This window comes from Sulfitobacter sp. SK025 (assembly GCF_003352105.1).
GTDB lineage: Bacteria > Pseudomonadota > Alphaproteobacteria > Rhodobacterales > Rhodobacteraceae > Sulfitobacter > Sulfitobacter pontiacus.
Genome location: NZ_CP025808.1, coordinates 1,099,166 through 1,114,506 on the forward strand (window position 1 = coordinate 1,099,166; position 15,341 = coordinate 1,114,506).

Annotated in this window: 15 protein-coding genes; 6 read left to right on the forward strand and 9 right to left on the reverse strand. The window is 59.5% G+C overall.

The window, feature by feature from the left end; all coding sequences use genetic code 11:
* Positions 1–37 precede the first annotated feature (37 nt).
* Positions 38–1,708, forward strand: a complete 1,671-nt coding sequence (locus C1J04_RS05260; RefSeq protein WP_254655149.1) for a mechanosensitive ion channel family protein — start codon at positions 38–40, stop codon at positions 1,706–1,708.
* 103 nt (positions 1,709–1,811) lie between these two features.
* Here C1J04_RS05260 and C1J04_RS05265 read toward each other — a convergent pair whose 3' ends face one another.
* Positions 1,812–2,306: a ferritin-like domain-containing protein gene (locus C1J04_RS05265; protein ID WP_037954206.1), complete on the reverse strand. Its 495-nt coding sequence runs from the start codon at positions 2,304–2,306 to the stop codon at positions 1,812–1,814.
* 317 nt (positions 2,307–2,623) lie between these two features.
* Here C1J04_RS05265 and C1J04_RS05270 point away from each other — a divergent pair, with 317 nt between their 5' ends.
* Genes C1J04_RS05270 through C1J04_RS05280 form a run of 3 tightly spaced genes read left to right on the forward strand, consistent with a single transcriptional unit; the run spans position 2,624 to position 4,792 of the window.
* On the forward strand, positions 2,624–3,184 hold the full coding sequence (locus C1J04_RS05270; RefSeq protein ID WP_009826285.1) for a hypothetical protein: 561 nt from the start codon (positions 2,624–2,626) through the stop codon (positions 3,182–3,184).
* Positions 3,181–3,579: a phage holin family protein gene (locus tag C1J04_RS05275; RefSeq protein WP_005852019.1), complete on the forward strand. Its 399-nt coding sequence runs from the start codon at positions 3,181–3,183 to the stop codon at positions 3,577–3,579. Before C1J04_RS05270 ends, C1J04_RS05275 begins: the two co-directional genes overlap by 4 nt.
* The gene (locus tag C1J04_RS05280; RefSeq protein ID WP_009826286.1) at positions 3,569–4,792 is read left to right on the forward strand and encodes a DUF3618 domain-containing protein; all 1,224 of its coding nucleotides are present in this window, start codon (positions 3,569–3,571) and stop codon (positions 4,790–4,792) included. Before C1J04_RS05275 ends, C1J04_RS05280 begins: the two co-directional genes overlap by 11 nt.
* 233 nt (positions 4,793–5,025) lie before the next feature.
* On the opposite strand, the gene C1J04_RS05285 is transcribed toward C1J04_RS05280, so the two are convergent.
* The 4 genes from C1J04_RS05285 to C1J04_RS05300 are packed head-to-tail and all read right to left on the reverse strand — an operon-like array spanning position 5,026 to position 9,707.
* A complete protein-coding gene (locus tag C1J04_RS05285) occupies positions 5,026–7,236 on the reverse strand; it encodes a xanthine dehydrogenase family protein molybdopterin-binding subunit (RefSeq protein WP_009826287.1) in 2,211 nt (736 codons plus the stop codon).
* Positions 7,233–8,207 carry an FAD binding domain-containing protein gene (locus C1J04_RS05290; RefSeq protein ID WP_009826288.1) on the reverse strand — a complete coding sequence of 325 codons (975 nt, stop codon included), beginning with the start codon at positions 8,205–8,207 and terminating at the stop codon, positions 7,233–7,235. Before C1J04_RS05290 ends, C1J04_RS05285 begins: the two co-directional genes overlap by 4 nt.
* Positions 8,204–8,710, reverse strand: a complete 507-nt coding sequence (locus C1J04_RS05295; RefSeq protein ID WP_005852029.1) for a 2Fe-2S iron-sulfur cluster-binding protein — start codon at positions 8,708–8,710, stop codon at positions 8,204–8,206. The genes C1J04_RS05290 and C1J04_RS05295 overlap by 4 nt, the downstream gene beginning before the upstream one ends.
* Positions 8,711–8,765: 55 nt before the next feature.
* Positions 8,766–9,707, reverse strand: coding sequence for a LysR substrate-binding domain-containing protein (locus C1J04_RS05300; protein ID WP_009826289.1), 942 nt, complete (start codon positions 9,705–9,707; stop codon positions 8,766–8,768).
* A gap of 117 nt (positions 9,708–9,824) precedes the next feature.
* On the opposite strand from C1J04_RS05300, the gene C1J04_RS05305 reads away from it, so the two are divergent.
* Both C1J04_RS05305 and C1J04_RS05310 read left to right on the forward strand, forming a co-directional pair.
* Entirely contained in the window at positions 9,825–10,529 is a 705-nt protein-coding gene (locus tag C1J04_RS05305; RefSeq protein ID WP_037943629.1) for an SDR family oxidoreductase, read from the forward strand.
* Complete coding sequence (locus C1J04_RS05310; RefSeq protein WP_009826291.1) at positions 10,519–10,767, forward strand: DUF6552 family protein; 249 nt, start codon at positions 10,519–10,521, stop codon at positions 10,765–10,767. Before C1J04_RS05305 ends, C1J04_RS05310 begins: the two co-directional genes overlap by 11 nt.
* Before the next feature lie 656 nt (positions 10,768–11,423).
* Here the strand turns inward: C1J04_RS05310 and C1J04_RS05315 are convergent.
* The 4 genes from C1J04_RS05315 to C1J04_RS05330 all read right to left on the reverse strand — a co-directional run bounded on the left by C1J04_RS05315 (position 11,424) and on the right by C1J04_RS05330 (position 15,338).
* A complete protein-coding gene (locus C1J04_RS05315; RefSeq protein ID WP_009826292.1) occupies positions 11,424–12,311 on the reverse strand; it encodes a polysaccharide deacetylase family protein in 888 nt (295 codons plus the stop codon).
* Positions 12,312–12,737 carry a hypothetical protein gene (locus C1J04_RS05320; RefSeq protein ID WP_037954208.1) on the reverse strand — a complete coding sequence of 142 codons (426 nt, stop codon included), beginning with the start codon at positions 12,735–12,737 and terminating at the stop codon, positions 12,312–12,314.
* A 16-nt stretch (positions 12,738–12,753) separates the two neighbouring features.
* Positions 12,754–14,244: an amidohydrolase family protein gene (locus C1J04_RS05325; RefSeq protein ID WP_254655150.1), complete on the reverse strand. Its 1,491-nt coding sequence runs from the start codon at positions 14,242–14,244 to the stop codon at positions 12,754–12,756.
* Between the two features lie 68 nt (positions 14,245–14,312).
* Positions 14,313–15,338 (reverse strand): ABC transporter substrate-binding protein, encoded by a 1,026-nt coding sequence (locus C1J04_RS05330; RefSeq protein WP_009826295.1) that lies wholly within the window; start codon positions 15,336–15,338, stop codon positions 14,313–14,315.
* Positions 15,339–15,341 lie beyond the last annotated feature (3 nt).

Below are 15,341 nucleotides of genomic sequence, written 5' to 3' on the forward strand. Positions count from 1 at the left end.
TGTCACGTGATGTCGTGACGCCGGAATGGAGAGTGATTTGAGCAAACTACGATACCTCGCGGGTCTGATGGCCACCCTTTTGATTTTTGCGGCACCGCTTTGGGCGCAGGAGGAAGAGGAGGCCTGCGATACCGCCCGCTGGTATTGCGTCGAGGCATTGAACAGCGGTCTGCCCGCGGTCACGCCGGAAATCGACCGCGAAACACCCCGTGCGACGATGGAAAGCCTTGTGCGGGCCGTGCGCCGCGATGATTGGGTCGGTGCCGCGCATCTGCTTGACCTGTCCGATATCCAGCAGGATCGCCAGCAGGACGTGGGGACATCGCTGATCCGACAGCTTGAAACCGTGATCAGCCGGAAAACTGTGATCAACTGGGATAACCTGCTGGACCGGCCCGATGCGCTGGATGCGGCATCCTCCTCTGACAAGGCGATGGCGGGCACGCCGCGCAAATCGCTGTTGCTGTGGACGCTTGATATGGACGACTACCCCGCGTCCATCCGCCTAAACCGGATCAAGCCCGAAGGGGGCGACCCTGTCTGGGTGTTCTCGCGCCACACGGTGCAGAATATTCCGCGGCTCTACACCCGCTACGGGCCCGGTCGGCTTGAAACCATGCTGCCCGATGTGCTGACAGAAAACACGGTCGTTGACCTTGCGCTGTGGGAACTCATCGGCCTGCCGGTGCTGATCGCGCTGGCGATTTACGTGGCGCGACTGGTCTGGTTGCTAACGGGGTGGATCGCGGAGCGTGTGCCGTCGCAGCTGGCGCGGCAGATATTCCGATCGGTACGCGGGCCCGCCTGCGTGGGCGTGTCGACCCTGTTTGTCATTGTGGTCGAGGCCAAGATTTTCTCTTTCTCGGCAGAGCTTACGACGGTGTTGGTCCCGACCGCATGGCTGGGGCTGATCGGGGCGGGGCTATGGTTTGTGGTCAATTGCGTCGAGGTTATCCTGGATCACCTGACGCAGGTCGAGGAAACCGATCTGACCCTCAAGGAAGAGGTGCACAAACGTACCACCGCAACGCGGATCTCGGCGGCGCGTCGGGTCTTTGTTGTAGCTGTCGTGCTGGTTGGCGGCGGTATATTCCTGTCGCAGACCAATGTGTTCCAGAACCTCGGGCTGACATTGCTGGGGACGGCTGGGGCGGTCACCCTTGTCTTGGGCTTCGCCGCGCGCAGCATATTAAGCAATATCATGTCGTCGTTGCAGATCGCCTTGAACGGGTCAGCCAAGATCGGCGACCGTATCGTGTTCAACGACGCGCTATGCCATGTGGAACGGATCCATTTCACCTATGTGCAACTGCGCGACTGGGATGGCACGCGGCTGGTCGTGCCGGTGACCGAATTCGTCTCCACCCCGTTCAAGAACTGGACCATGCAGGAGCCGGAAATGTTGCGCATCGTTAAGATCAAACTGTCTCACACCGCAGATGTGGATGCGTTGCGAGACGCTTTCGACAAGGTGATCGACGCGCTGGACGAGAACTACGTGGGTAATCGAGATGATGCATGCGTGCGGGTCGCGGGGCAGGACGTACTGGGCAAGGACGTCTGGTTCCTCGTGCCCTGTGCCGACCCCAACACGTCGTGGGAGGCCGCCTGCGACGCGCGTGAAGGCATCATGGCAGAGATCCACAAGCTCGCCGAGAAAGAGGGGGTCGATTACTTCCCCCAAGCGACCGCGGCAGAGGCGAGCTAAAGCCGCGACACGGTTTTTCGAGGTAGGCAGACAAAAGAAAAGCCCCGCTGATCCAGCGGGGCTTTTGCACATTGGTTGGGGGCTACACCCAACTGTCGCAAACTTAGGCTGCGGCTTTGTTCACGCCACCTGTCGCGATGTCTGTCATGCGGCGGTCACCGTCATAGGTCTGGTCCAGACATTCCTGTAGGATGGCACCGTCTTCGTCTTTGCCCAGACGGTTGGCAAAGGCGACAAGGCAGCCGTATCCGGCCAGCGCGTAATGCACCATGCGCTGATACTGTGTGATGATCATGGCGTCGCGTACATCGTCGTCGCCATAGTCTTCTTCCAGCGCGTGAGCCTTCGCCTCTGCAACAAGCCCTTCCATCCCTTTGCAGTGTTCACCCGTGGGCGAAATACCGTGGGCGTTGCAAATCTCGGCAATCTTTTCCATGCCGTCGCTGATGCCGTTTGATCCGGCGATCAGGGCTTCGGAAAGCTCTTTATCCTTGGCGGCACGGCCTAGGGCGACGACCACATCCAGCGACTGTTTGTTCGCGCTGTACAGGTCTTGGAGTTGGTCATGGTACACGTCTTTAAGGCTGTTCATCGGCATATCGATCTCCTTTGCGATGTGATTTGTATTCCCTGTCCAACGCGGAGATGCGCCAATGCGTTCCACGCTGTCTGCGTGCGCGGCGGCTTCGCGCGTGCCTTTATACGCACCCCAAAATCACACTCGTTCCGATGCAAGTTTTATCGTCCCTAAGGCCGGAAGCGGGGAACGAAATTCAACTTTGACGGTTGGTCCTTTGATAACAGGAACGTGACAAAAAAAGGAGAAATTGAATGCATGGAATTTTCTACCTCATCGGCCTGATCGTGGTCGTTCTCGCCGTTCTCAACCTCATCGCCTAACAAAAGGAGCGCATCATGACTGATACAAAAAATAGCAATCCTGCCGGCGCGCAGGACCTGAATGAAAAAGTAAAAGCCACCGCCGCTTCCGCTACGGATGAAGCCAAGGCGCGGGCGAAAGACGTGGCAGACACCGTTGCCTCCGATGCTGCGCGCTATGCAGACGAAGCCAAAGGTGCCGCCGCGAGCGAAGTCAAAGGCGTGGCCAGCGCATTGCGCACCGCCGCCGACGAATTGCGCAGCGGGTCGCCGCAAGAACGCACCTTCAGCCAGCTTGCAGACGGGCTTGCGGATGCTTCTGACTCTATGCGTGACAAGGATCTGGGCGAGATGGTCGGCGCGGTAACTGACTTTGCCAAACGCAACCCCTTCGTCTTTCTGGGCGGTGCTGCCTTGGTCGGCTTTGCCGCGACACGGTTTGCCAAAGCGTCGAATACTGGCGCACGCGGCGAACGCTACGCCTACGAGGGCCGCGAGATGGAGCGCCCCGTACCGGCAGAGCGCGCGCATAACCTAGATACAGGTGATGTCGCCAGCCCCGCCGTAAACACCACACCAAAAGGGAGCACAGTATGACCACCGATCCCAATAAATCCACCGGCAGCCTGCTGAGCGATGCGCTGACCCATGTCAGTTCGCTGGTCCGCAGCGAGGTCGATCTGGCCCGTGCCGAAGTAAACGAAAATCTGAAATCTGCGGGTGCGGCCATCGGTCTGATCGTCGGCGCTGTCGTTGTTGCCCTGACCGCATTGAACGTGCTGTCCGCGGCATTGGTTGCAGCCCTCACCGAAGCAGGTATTCCTGCGGGGTGGTCGGCTCTGATCGTCGGCGTTGCCTTTGCGCTGATCGCCTATGTGATGGTCAACAAAGGGACCAATGCGCTGAAGCTCAGCAGCTTGGCACCGACTCGCACTACCAAAAACGTAAAACGTGACGCGCAAGCCGTGAAGGAGGTTTACGATGACAAGTAATAACCGCAGCCCCGAAGAAATCGAACGCGAGATCGAGCGCGAGCGTGCCGGACTGACCAGCACGCTGGATGATCTGCAAGACAAGTTCTCGGTCGAAACCATTGCCCGCCAATTCTCGGACCAGTTCCGCGAACACGGGGGCGACATTGGCCGCTCTGTCACCGATGCGGTAAAGCGCAATCCGATCGCGCTGGCGCTGACCGGTGTTGGCCTCGCGTGGTTGATGGCCGGCGACAAGATGCCAGGCCGCGACCGCTATGTCTCGCGCGATGATCGCGATTATCGCGACACCCGCGGGCGTGCAAACTATTACGGTGTCCGTCACGACGACCACGACCTTCCGGTCAGTGCGCAGCAGCATGGCGTTGTTCCAGTGGGCCAGCGTCGTGATCTGGGGCCACAGCCCGGCGATCCGTCCAAGCCATATTACTCGGGCGATGTTGCGCGGACGGGTGATGTGCCCTCATGGGCGCTTACCGAAGATGATGATCAAGCCGGTATCGCACAGCGTGCAGGCGATGCGGCGTCGCGCGCCGGGGACCGTGTCTCGGGCGCGGCGTCCAGCGTAGCGGGGTCCGCGCAAAACGCAGGCTCGGCCGTGGCAGACAAAGCCAAGGGCGCCGCAGGTGCGGTGTCTGATGCTGGTCATTCCGTCGCATCGGGCGCTCGCGACTTTGCATCCTCCGCCTCCGAACGCGCAGCGCAGTTGCGCCGCCGTCTGGCCGAGGGCACTGAAGACCTGTCAGAGCAAGCCCGCGAGCGTGTCATTGCCGCCCGTGAAAGCGCCGTTCGCGCCCGTGCGACAGCCGCCTCCTATGGCCGCGAGGGTCGGGATCGTGCCGTCGATATGTACGAAGAACAGCCCCTGATCGCCGGTGCGCTTGCGCTCGCCGTTGGGGCCGCTATCGGGGCCGCACTACCCCGCAGCCGGACCGAGGACCGCTACATGGGTCAGCATAGCGACCAGTTGATGGCCGACGCTGAACGTATCTTCGCCGAAGAAAAGGCAAAGCTCGGCAAGGTTGCTCAGGCCGCCTCTGACGAGGCGAAGAAGGTGTTGCGCGAAACCAAAGAGGACGCGGACGCCGCGGCCCCGGGTGATACGGCGGCAGACGCGATTGTCGAGAAGGCCAAAGCCTCCGGCCAACGCGTTGTCGACGCTGCCGAAGCCGAGGCGGATAAACAGGGTGTTGGGAACGTCAAGAAGTCCTGATAACGCCGATATAGCTGATAAAAGCCCGCGCTTCATTGCGCGGGCTTTTTTGTGTCGTGTCGCCAGCGGTAAGGGCGAAGGGTACCACGACCGCCCCAGGGATCGGGATTGGACGATGCGCTACCCCCGTGCCGGATCTCCTGCCGGGAAATGGCCAAACACAGACAAAACCCCACAAAAAAACCGGCGCAAGCTTTCGCCGCGCCGGTTGCTTTGTTTGCGGATGCAGCCGGTTACATCTCTGGAAGGCCCGACAGGATCTTGTCCATCGTCGCGGGCAGATCGCGTACCCGCACACCGCAAGCGTCGTAGATCGCGTTGATGATAGATGCGCCTGCGCCGCAGATGCCCAGCTCTCCGATGCCTTTGGCCTGCATGGGGTTCGCCCAAGGGTCACGTTCCTGCACGAAGTTCACGGTCAGCTGTGGCACATCAAGGTTTACCGGCACGTGGTATTCAGCCAGATCGTTGTTCACCAGATGGCCGTCGCGTTTGTCGAACATCAGCTCTTCGGTCAGCGCCATGCCGATGCCAAAAGTCATGCCGCCCAGACATTGCGAGCGCGCAGTCTTGGCGTTCAGGATGCGACCGGCGGCGAAGCTGCCGTGCATCCGGCGCACGCGCGTCTCGCCGGTGACGCTGTTCACACCTACCTCGGCAAAGAAGGCACCGAAAGTGGCTTGGCGGCGGTCGGTCTGGGTGTCACCCTTCTTGATTGTGCCCTTGACCGTGAGCGGGCCATGCTTGGTGAATTCCGGCAGATCGGCGCGACGGTTGTTGGCGGTGGCGACACCATCTTGCAGTGTCAGGTCGCGTTCCTCTACGCCCATTGCTTCGGCGATCTTTTTGCGCAGGGCTTCGCAGGCGACAAAGACCGACCCGCCCGAGGATGCGGCCCCCCAGCTGCCACCGGATCCGGCGGCTTTGGGCAGGCTGCTGTCGCCCAAACGCACGGTTACACGGTCCGAGGGCACGCCCAGCATCTCGCCCGCAATCTGGGTGAGGATCGCATAGGTGCCCGTGCCGATGTCTGTCATATCGGTTTCAACCAGCAGGCTACCGTCCTGGTTCAGGGTCACGCGGGCGTGGCTTTCGCCCAGCATATTGACGCGAGTGGCAGAGGCCATGCCGTAGCCGATCAGCCATTCACCATCCGTCTTGCCGACCTCGCGGCTGTCCCAGCCAAAGGTCTTGGCCCCATCATCCAACGCCTCGGCCAATTTGTGGGACGAGAATGCGCGCCCGTCTGACGGGTCGACATCGGGAATGTTGCGGTTGCGCAATTCGACAGGGTCGATGCCACTTGCGACCGCCAGTTCGTCCATCGCGATTTCAAGCGCGGTGATCCCGACCGCTTCCCCCGGCGCGCGGACAGAGCCTGCACACATGCGGTTGATCCGCTTGATGTGCATCCCGATCTCGCGGTTCTCACCACGGTAAAGGAATGGCGTGGCCTGGGCTACCGGCTCTGCAAAGCTTTCGTCCATCAGTTGCGACACGGTAGAATCGTGCCCAATGCCGGTCATGCGCCCGTCGGCATCCGCGGCGAGTTTGATGTGCTGCACGGTCTCGGATCGACGCATTGTCGCTTCTAGCACCTGCTGGCGCGTCAATACGACAGCCACCGGTGCCCCCAGCTCGCGCGCGGCGAGCGCCGCGGCCACAGCCTCGTGGCTGATCCCCAGTTTGGAGCCGAAGCCCCCCCCCACGAACGGGGCCAGAAGATGCACATTCTCTGGGTCGATCCCAAGGGCGTCGGCCAGTTCATTCACATTGTATTTGAGCATCTGGTACGACCCGCGCAGGGTCAGCTTGTCGCCGTCCCATTGCGCGATCGCGGCGTGGGGTTCCATCGCCGACGAGCTATGCCCGCCGGTGCGATAGGTTTCGTCCACGGTATAGGCGGCTTGCGACAGGGCGGCGTCCAGATCACCTTGGGAGGATTGCTTTTCCTTCGGGGTCTCGATCTCTGCCGTTTCCAGGTCGGTGACCGCATCGTCGGGCGTGATCTGAAGCTCGACCATATGGGCCGCGTGGCGGGCCTGCTCGAACGTATCGGCGACCACCAAACCCACGGGCTGACCGACGTAGGAGATCTTGCCGTCCGGCTGCACCGGTGCTTCGTTCGCGGTGCCTTGGGCGGGATTACGCAGGAAGGTCTTACCGTGGAACACACCGCGCACCCCATCCAGCTTGCGGATCGCCTCGGCGTTCAGACCGGTGACCTGACCGCCCGCGACAGGGGCGCGCACCAAAACGCCGGTCATCATGCCCGTGGGCTGATCCTCATGCGCATAGGTGGCGCGGCCTGATACTTTCAGCGGGCCGTCCGGGCGGTCCATGCCGGTGTGGATCAACCCCTGAACCGTGGCATCCAGCCGGTTGCGGTCATCGGGTTCATCCATCGTCAGTTCGGCGGTCGAAATATTGCTACCGTCGGTCATTGCTGTACCCCCGTGAGTTCCTTGAGTGTGGCGATAAGCGTGCGTCGGGCCAGCGGCACCTTGAACGCATTGCCTTCTTTCGGTGCGGCCTCCGCGACCAGAATATCAGCGGCTTTGCCAAACACCTCGCGCGCGGGTTCTTGCCCGATCAACGCGTCCTCGACCGCCGGATCGCGCCAAGGCATTGATCCGATACCGCCGCAGGCAATCGCGGCTTGGGTGATCTTGCCATCCGTCACCTTGATCCGCGCCGCGACCGATACCATCGCAAAGGCGTAGGACGCGCGGTCGCGTACCTTGCGGTAGGTCTGGCGACCCTCGGCGGGGGCGGGGAGGATCACGGCGGTGATCAACTCTCCCGGTTGCAAGACGGTTTCGACGGCGGGGTCGGTGGGGATCAGATAGAAGTCGGACAGCGGCACTGTACGGGTCAGACCATCGGAGGCCTCTATCTCGACCTCGGCCCCTAACATCTGCATGGCCACCGCCATATCGCTGGGGTGGCTGGCGATACATTTGTCGGTCACACCAAGGATCGCGTGCAGTCGGTTCGCCCCCTCCATCGCCCCACAGCCGGAGCCGGGGTCGCGTTTGTTACAGGGCTGATCGGTGTCGTAGAAATAGTAGCAGCGGGTGCGTTGCAGCAGGTTGCCACCCGTGGTCGCCTTGTTGCGCAACTGACCGGACGCGCCCGCCAGCAGGGCAGAGGACAGCGCGGCATAATCCGACCGTACGGTCATATCCGCCGCCAGATCAGAATTGGTGACCAAGGCACCGATGCGCAGCCCGCCGTCGCGGGTTGGGGTAATTTGTTTGAGGTCCAAACGCGAGATGTCGACCAGCCGGTCGGGAGTCATCACCTCCAGCTTCATGAGGTCCAGCAGATTGGTTCCCCCGGCGATGATCGTGGCATCTGGGGTGCCGGTGACATCGCTATTCGCACCGGCGCGGATGTAATCGAACTGTTTCATGACTGCCCCTTCGCCGTTTCGCGGATCGCATCGACAATGTTGGGGTAGGCGGCGCAGCGGCAGATATTGCCGGACATCCGCTCTGATATCTCGTCGTCGGTCAGCTCGGGCGAGGCTGTCAGACTGCCGGATACGTTAGAGGGCCAGCCGGCTTTGAACTCTTCGAGCATGGCGGTGGCTGAGCAGATCTGACCCGGTGTGCAATAGCCGCACTGGAAACCGTCGTGTTTGACAAAGTTCTGCTGCATGTCGGACAGGTTGCGTTCGTCGCCCAGACCCTCGATCGTGGTGATCTCGTCGCCGTCGTGCATACAGGCGAGCGTCAGGCAGGAATTGATGCGGCGGCCGTTGACCATGACGGTGCAGGCGCCGCATTGGCCGTGGTCGCAGCCCTTTTTGGTGCCGGTGAGGTTCAGGTGATTGCGCAGCGCATCCAGCAGCGACGTGCGGGTGTCGGCGTCAAGACTATGGTCTTCGCCGTTAACGGTCAGTGTCGTCTTCATGAGAAGGGGGCCCTTTGTCTTGTGACATCTATGAAGAAGAACCCCCGCCAGCGGGTCAGGGTTCCGCTATGGGAAGGTTGCTTTCGTCGTTTGGAGTTCGGGCGGCCTCTGCCACGTCGTCGCGGGCGCGGCCCAGTAGCCAATCGCGGACATGGGCGGCACCGCTTGGGGAGCCTTGCCGTGGGGACAAAAGGTAAAACCCGCTACCACCGCTCAATGCGCCTTCGATCGGTTGCACCAGCCGTTTCGCACGCAGATCACGCTGGACAAGAAACCGGTTGGCAAGGGCGATCCCCTGACCCGCAAGCGCCGCATCAAGGCTGAGCGTCGTCTGGTTGAACCGCAGACCTCGCGCCGTCGGCACTTCGCGCCCAAAGACCGTTTTGATGAACTGCGGCCAAAGATCGTGCGTGTCATGCAGCAGTGTCGCCTCTGCGATACCTGCCGCGTCCATCGGCGTGTTCAGCGCTTCTGCCAAATGGGGGGCGCAGACGGCGACGATCTGCTGCTCGAACAACAGATCCGCGCGCAGGCTCGCCCCGAACGGCGGATTGCCCTGCCGCACGGCAAGGTCGATACCATCCGCGTGAAAGCTGGACACTCTTTCGGTCGCGGTGATGCGCAGATCGATGCCGGGGTGCGCTTGGGTAAAGGCTGCCAGTCGGGGGATCAGCCATTTCGACGCAAAGGTGGGGGTGACACTGATCGTGACGTGGGACGGCGCGGTGCGCAGCGCATCTGTTGCATCGGCCATCTGGTCGAAGGCGCGGGAAATCGCGATGTGATAGGTGCGCCCTTCTTCGGTAAAGGCCAACCCGCGCGGCTCTCTGAGGAAGAGACGCAGGTTCAGATGGTCTTCTAGCCCGCGCACCTGTTGGGCCACGGCACCTTGGGTCACGCCCAATTCATCAGCTGCGGCGCGAAAGGTAAGATGGCGGCCCGCCGCTGCAAAGGCGCGCAGCCCGTTCAGAGGAGGGAGATCGTTCGAGGTCGGCACAGTAGAAATCCTATCGTCATGCAGCAGTATGTCTGGCTGGTCGAAGCGTTGCAAAGTGCTTACCTGCGGTGAAGCAGGCGCGCTAGCGCTGTCTAACACATAAAGGAGGCAAACGTCATGAGTGTAGAAAAAGTAGCGTTAATCACAGCGGGCGGCAGCGGCATGGGGGCAGGGGCTGCCAAAAAGCTTGCCGCCGATGGGTTCAAGGTCGCGATCCTGTCGTCCTCTGGCAAAGGCGAAGCATTGGCCAAAGAGCTTGGCGGCTTCGGTGTCACCGGCACCAACCAGTCGGTTGATGATCTGGCGCAGTTGGTCGATGGCGCTATGGAGCGGTGGGGGCGCGTGGATGTGCTGGTGAACTCGGCCGGTCACGGACCCAAGGGCGACATCTTGGAGATGACGGATGACGACTGGCATCAGGGCATGGACGTGTACCTGATGAACGTGATCCGCCCCACGCGACTGGTGACCCCGATCATGGCAGCACAGGGCGGCGGCGCGATCATCAACATCTCTACCTTCGCGGCGTTCGAGCCCGACCCGCTGTTCCCCACATCAGGGATTTTCCGCGCGGGGCTTGCTGGGTTCGCCAAGCTTTACGCCGATCAATACGCAGACAAGAACATCCGCATGAACAACGTCTTGCCGGGGTTCATCGACAGCCTGCCCGAAACAGACGACCGCCGCGCGCGCATCCCCATGGGCCGGTATGGCACCGAGGCAGAGGTCTCCTCCCTCATCGGGTGGTTGGCGTCCGACCAAGGCGGCTATGTCACCGGTCAGAACTGGCGCATCGACGGAGGGCTGACCCGTGCCGTCTGATCTGATTGCCTTGCGCAGCAGCACCCGACTTGCGTTCTGGATCAAATGGGCCGCGTCCATCGTGCAGATCCTCGGCTACGCCGCAACGGGATTCGGCTGGACGCCATGGAACCTCTATCTGTTTATCGTCGGCGTCATCGGTTGGTTCATCGTAGGCACCCTGTGGAATGACAGAGCGATCATGTTGATCCATCTTGTCGCACTGGGGTCGATGATGGTTGGCATGGCCAGCCAATAGCGCGTTTGGCATCGCCCCTGCGGTCGCATCGCCACCTGAGTATGTGAAGCCGTTTGGGCCATGCCAGCTACACAGACTTCAGAACCCTCCCCAAGGGATCCTTATGCTGCCGCTCGGCCACCTTGGGTGGCTGGGTACGGCAGAGACTTCGAGGGGGGCGGGTGCCCCTGATCTCTTTCGGATGGTTTACCGCGACCAATGCCTATCTCGGCAGCTCTCCGCGTCTCCGTCTCCAGTCGAGAACCAAGATTAGCCTGCTTGGGTAACGATCACGCTGGGGCGGAAACGGGGGCAATAATACCGCCACCGGATGGGCCGGGTGCTTACGTTATTCATCTAAAGTGAAGTGGCTGGGATGGTAGGATTTTCTGCCATAATATCAGTGCCTTGATAACATTTGAAGGTTTGTCCGGTTTGTTGTTGTGAGAATAGGTTTGAGTCGAATGTGTGTCACAGTCAAGCATGTTGGCCGTCAACCGCTATCACTCTCGTTGTTAACGGGGTGTTAGATATGCGGTGACGGCTGAACGCTCGAGGTCTGCGTTAGCGAAACCGATGCTCTCAGGGGGAAAAAGTTTAACAATCTCGGGTAGCGGTTCGTATGAGAAGCGCAATTCTGCCAAACGCGATACGCTAAAGTGGGCTTACCGTATCGCTCAGGGAACCAAGTCAGATATCGCATCATAACAGTAGTCTGAAATAGCACCGCTTGTCGTCAGCCATATCTGGTCTTGGTGCGAAGCGATATGAGACAGTGCCCGGCGTAAGTGTCTAAGCCTATAGGGCTGTCCGACCAAATAGGGATGCAAAGCGATGCCCATGACGAGTGGTTGCCGCGAAGACTGTTCAAGTATTTCGTCGAAGTTATCGATGATCATATTCGCGAATTCGGCCGCACTATCCTTGCGTGCGACGATAGAGGGAATGTCGTTGACCTCTTGCGGATAGGGGATCGACAAGAGACGTCCGTGGCGTGTTTTCATCCAAACAGGTTGATCGTCCATGCACCAGTTTAGCGTGTATTTGTACCCAGTCTCTGAAAGTAGATCTGGCGTATTCAAGCTTTCCGAGATCCATGGAGATAGCCAGCCCTTTGGCTGTTTACCTTCGGCATCGTGGAGGACTTTCGTAGCTTCGGAGATCAGCTCGGCTTCTCTCTCCGTCGTCAGGTCGCTTTGACGTTCGGAATTCGTTCGCCCGTGCCCGACGATCTCGTCACCGCGCGCGCTGAAAGAGGCCATGAGGTCTGGTGCGTATTCATACATTTCACTGTTGGCGAGCACACTGGCAGGCAGCCCTAATGCATCAAACAACTCTAACAGCCGCCATGCACCAACACGGTTGCCATAGTCGCGCCAAGCGTAGTTTAGGACATCTGGTTGCGGGCCCCCAGGTGCCAGTTCGGCACCAAGTCCAGAGCCAAAGGCAAAATGTTCGAGATTGAGTCCTATGTAGACTGCAAGCCGTTTGCCTTCAGGCCAGTTATAGTCGGCGCGCTTAGAGATTGGAGAGTAGTCGTATCTACCATGATGAGGGAGCATCATTCAGAGTTCCGCTTCCGCTAAGCCAGCCTTGTGCAATATTATTTCGGCACTGTCGTTCCAGACGTCGGTGCTGACAATCTTGCCGTGGCGAACAACGAACTTATCCAAATACCGGTTCGTTTCGAATGTGGTCCCATCCTTCCACGCCCCGTAAAGATAGCCGGTGTTGTAGACATGGACGTCCCCTGTCGCCTCGTCGAGTGCGGCATCGGTGCGTAAGAACTTCTTCTTGACCCAGTCATATCGTTTTGCGTTGAACGCGGCGCTCTCTGCGGGGCCAGCGAAGATGCGTCCCCCAGTAAACACCAATTTGAAATCGTCACTGACATAGGCTGCGGCCCCTTCAGGATCTGGCACCATCGACCGTTCAAGATAGCTTTCCACAATTGCTTTTGCTGTGGCTACAGGGTCTGTTTGCTGGGTCATGGCGGTAACTTTCATCTTAATTGGGGTAGGGGAGCGCGCAGGTCGCGCGGCAGAAGCTTTGCACGACAGCGGATGCTGCTGCGTTCATTAAACGTGTTTGAGCGTTTGTCTCATCCAGCCGTGTAGCGGCATCCGCGGCGCGTTTAGTAAGGCTTGGTTCGTCGAGGGTCAGCACGCGGTCATTGGCGAATACATACTCACCCGCAATCATCACTTCACGCAAGCCAGCACCGTTTTCTGCAAACACAATCTGGTCGAGCGGGGTACGCAGTGGCGTATAGTGGCAATAGCCCGCATCCAAGAACAGCATGTCCGCGGCCCATCCTTCGGCGATCATACCAACATTCTTGAGCCCCATAATCCGCGCGCTGCCTGTCGTTGCCATGGCAAAAGCATCACGGGTGGATATCCATTCTTCGCTGTTGCTTGTCTGTGACCGACTTAGCGTCGCCGCAATGCGCATGGCTTCGAACATGGATTGGCCATCACACGTATTCGACGCATCCGTTCCGACCCCCAGGGTCACACCGCGGTCCATAAGCATTCTTACGGGTGCAATGCCAGACCCAAGCCGCAGGTTGCTAAGGGGATTGTGGCTGATACAGGCGTCGCGGGCAGAAAGGATGTCAGCTTCTGATTGCGATAGCCACACACCATGTGCGCCGCTGAATTGCGGGCTTAGCACCTGTATGTGATCCAGATGTGCGGTGAGGCTGGTGCCATATTTCTGATGTGCGATGACCTGTTGCAGTCGCGTTTCAGCCAAATGGGTTTGCAGCGGTATTTCATGCTGTGCGGCAACGTCTGCGCACGAGGTAAGAAAAGCATCTGAACAGTGCAGCGGGATCGTCGGTCCTATCCCGGGTCGGACACGCCCACTTGGTATGGGCCAAGTCGCGAAAGCCTCATTGCATACTGCGATAATGTCTTGCCAGTCCGGCATCGACAGGGCGGCAACGAGGTCACGCAGGGGCTGGTCAAATTGCTCCAGCAGTCCAGGCAAGGCCTGATAGATGGTCTTGTCTGCGATCATAGGGGCAACGACTGCGCGTAAGCCTGCACCTTGATACGCCTCGGCAACCGCATGGATACCTTCAACTGTCGGGCCTGGTAGTTCTATGAACAGGTCAAAGCAACTTGTGCAGCCTTTGCGGATCAACTCAGCTGCCGAAAGTTCTGCTGCGAGGCGCAGATCATCGGTACTGCGTGACGCATTCAGCCAAGCTGATCCCGCAAGGAACGGTTCAAGCGTCATGTCACCAGCGACGCCACCACGCCCAAGCGCACCGTGTGAGTGGGTGTGGCCGTTCACGAGACCGGGAATAATAAGGCGGTCGCTGAGATCAATGCGCTTCGCATCTTCCGGGCTGTCGCCATCTGCGAGTAGGGCCGTAATTATGCCATCCGTCACAAGGATCGAAACGCGCTCGAAGGTTTCATTCTTAACAAGAACGAGCCCACCACTGAGCAATAACCGATGCTTGGACATATAGAGTTCCGCGAACAAGTTGGTGGGAGAAATTTTCAGGTTACCTCACTGCGGCAGGCGATCACCTGCCGCAGTGAGGCTAAGCGTTAGTTAATGGTTGTCTCGAAGCGGCGCTCATCAACCGGAGGAAGGAAGGACCGGTCAAAAATCTCTGAAGCTTCTGGCAGACGCTCCAGATCATAGCCCTTCGCGACGATCTCGATCGAGCGGGTCAGACGCTCGTCTACAAGATCACCCATGCCGATGTCCGTGACTTCAGGGGCGTTCATCAGATTAGTCAGCGCAAATTCCAACCGCGCGCGTTCCAGGTCGGCATCCACCAGATTGTCATATGCCATGATCGCCTCGATCGAACTGTCTTGATTGGCGGACACCTCCATCGTAGCTTTGTTCACCGCGCGCACCAGCCCTGCAACGGCTTCGGGGTTTTCGGCCAGAAGTTCACGCGACACCATCATGCCGTTGGAATACAGGTCCATGCCGTAGTCTTCGAAGTTGAACCAGGTGTAGTCATTGGCCGGGTCTTGGCGGTTTGCGATCAGGTTGAACCAGCTTGTCGAAGTGAATACGAACGCGCCATCGATATCCCCGCGGATCAACATCGGTTCCTGCAGGTTAGGTGCCATGTTTTCTTGGGCGACTTTATCAAGGTCAATGCCATTGATTTCGGCAAAAACAGGGAAGAGCCGTGTCGTCGGCGTGCCCTGAGCGCCCCCAAGTGTCTTGCCTTCGAAATCTTCAGGGTTTTCGATGCCTGCCGTCTTAGGTGTCACAATCGCGAAAGGGGGACGATTCCACAGTTGATAGACCATGACAGGTGCCTCACCCGGGCGTGCCGCAGCATTCTGAATGATTGCGTTGATGTCGCCAAAACCTGCGTCATAGGCACCACCCATGATCCGCGTCACGGTCGCTGCCGAGCCTTCGCCCTGGTCAATAGACACATTCAGCCCTTCGTCTTCAAAGTAACCCTTGTCCAGCGCCAGAAGGAAAGGCGCATCAGAGCCCTGCGTTTTCCAGCCCAGGGTGAACCGGATGTCGGTCATTTCGGCAAACACTGGGGCTGCGCCGGCCATCAGCGCCAAGGTGGCACCCACGAGAACATTCTTCATTTC

Bases quoted from the DNA above. Each gene is read 5' to 3' on its own strand.
- C1J04_RS05265 (WP_037954206.1), bottom strand. From the start codon at position 2,306: ATGCCGATGAACAGCCTTAAAGACGTGTACCATGACCAACTCCAAGAC.
- C1J04_RS05270 (WP_009826285.1), top strand. From the start codon at position 2,624: ATGACTGATACAAAAAATAGCAATCCTGCCGGCGCGCAGGACCTGAAT.
- C1J04_RS05275 (WP_005852019.1), top strand. From the start codon at position 3,181: ATGACCACCGATCCCAATAAATCCACCGGCAGCCTGCTGAGCGATGCG.
- C1J04_RS05280 (WP_009826286.1), top strand. From the start codon at position 3,569: ATGACAAGTAATAACCGCAGCCCCGAAGAAATCGAACGCGAGATCGAG.
- C1J04_RS05285 (WP_009826287.1), bottom strand. From the start codon at position 7,236: ATGACCGACGGTAGCAATATTTCGACCGCCGAACTGACGATGGATGAA.
- C1J04_RS05290 (WP_009826288.1), bottom strand. From the start codon at position 8,207: ATGAAACAGTTCGATTACATCCGCGCCGGTGCGAATAGCGATGTCACC.
- C1J04_RS05295 (WP_005852029.1), bottom strand. From the start codon at position 8,710: ATGAAGACGACACTGACCGTTAACGGCGAAGACCATAGTCTTGACGCC.
- C1J04_RS05305 (WP_037943629.1), top strand. From the start codon at position 9,825: ATGAGTGTAGAAAAAGTAGCGTTAATCACAGCGGGCGGCAGCGGCATG.
- C1J04_RS05315 (WP_009826292.1), bottom strand. From the start codon at position 12,311: ATGATGCTCCCTCATCATGGTAGATACGACTACTCTCCAATCTCTAAG.
- C1J04_RS05320 (WP_037954208.1), bottom strand. From the start codon at position 12,737: ATGACCCAGCAAACAGACCCTGTAGCCACAGCAAAAGCAATTGTGGAA.
- C1J04_RS05330 (WP_009826295.1), bottom strand. From the start codon at position 15,338: ATGAAGAATGTTCTCGTGGGTGCCACCTTGGCGCTGATGGCCGGCGCA.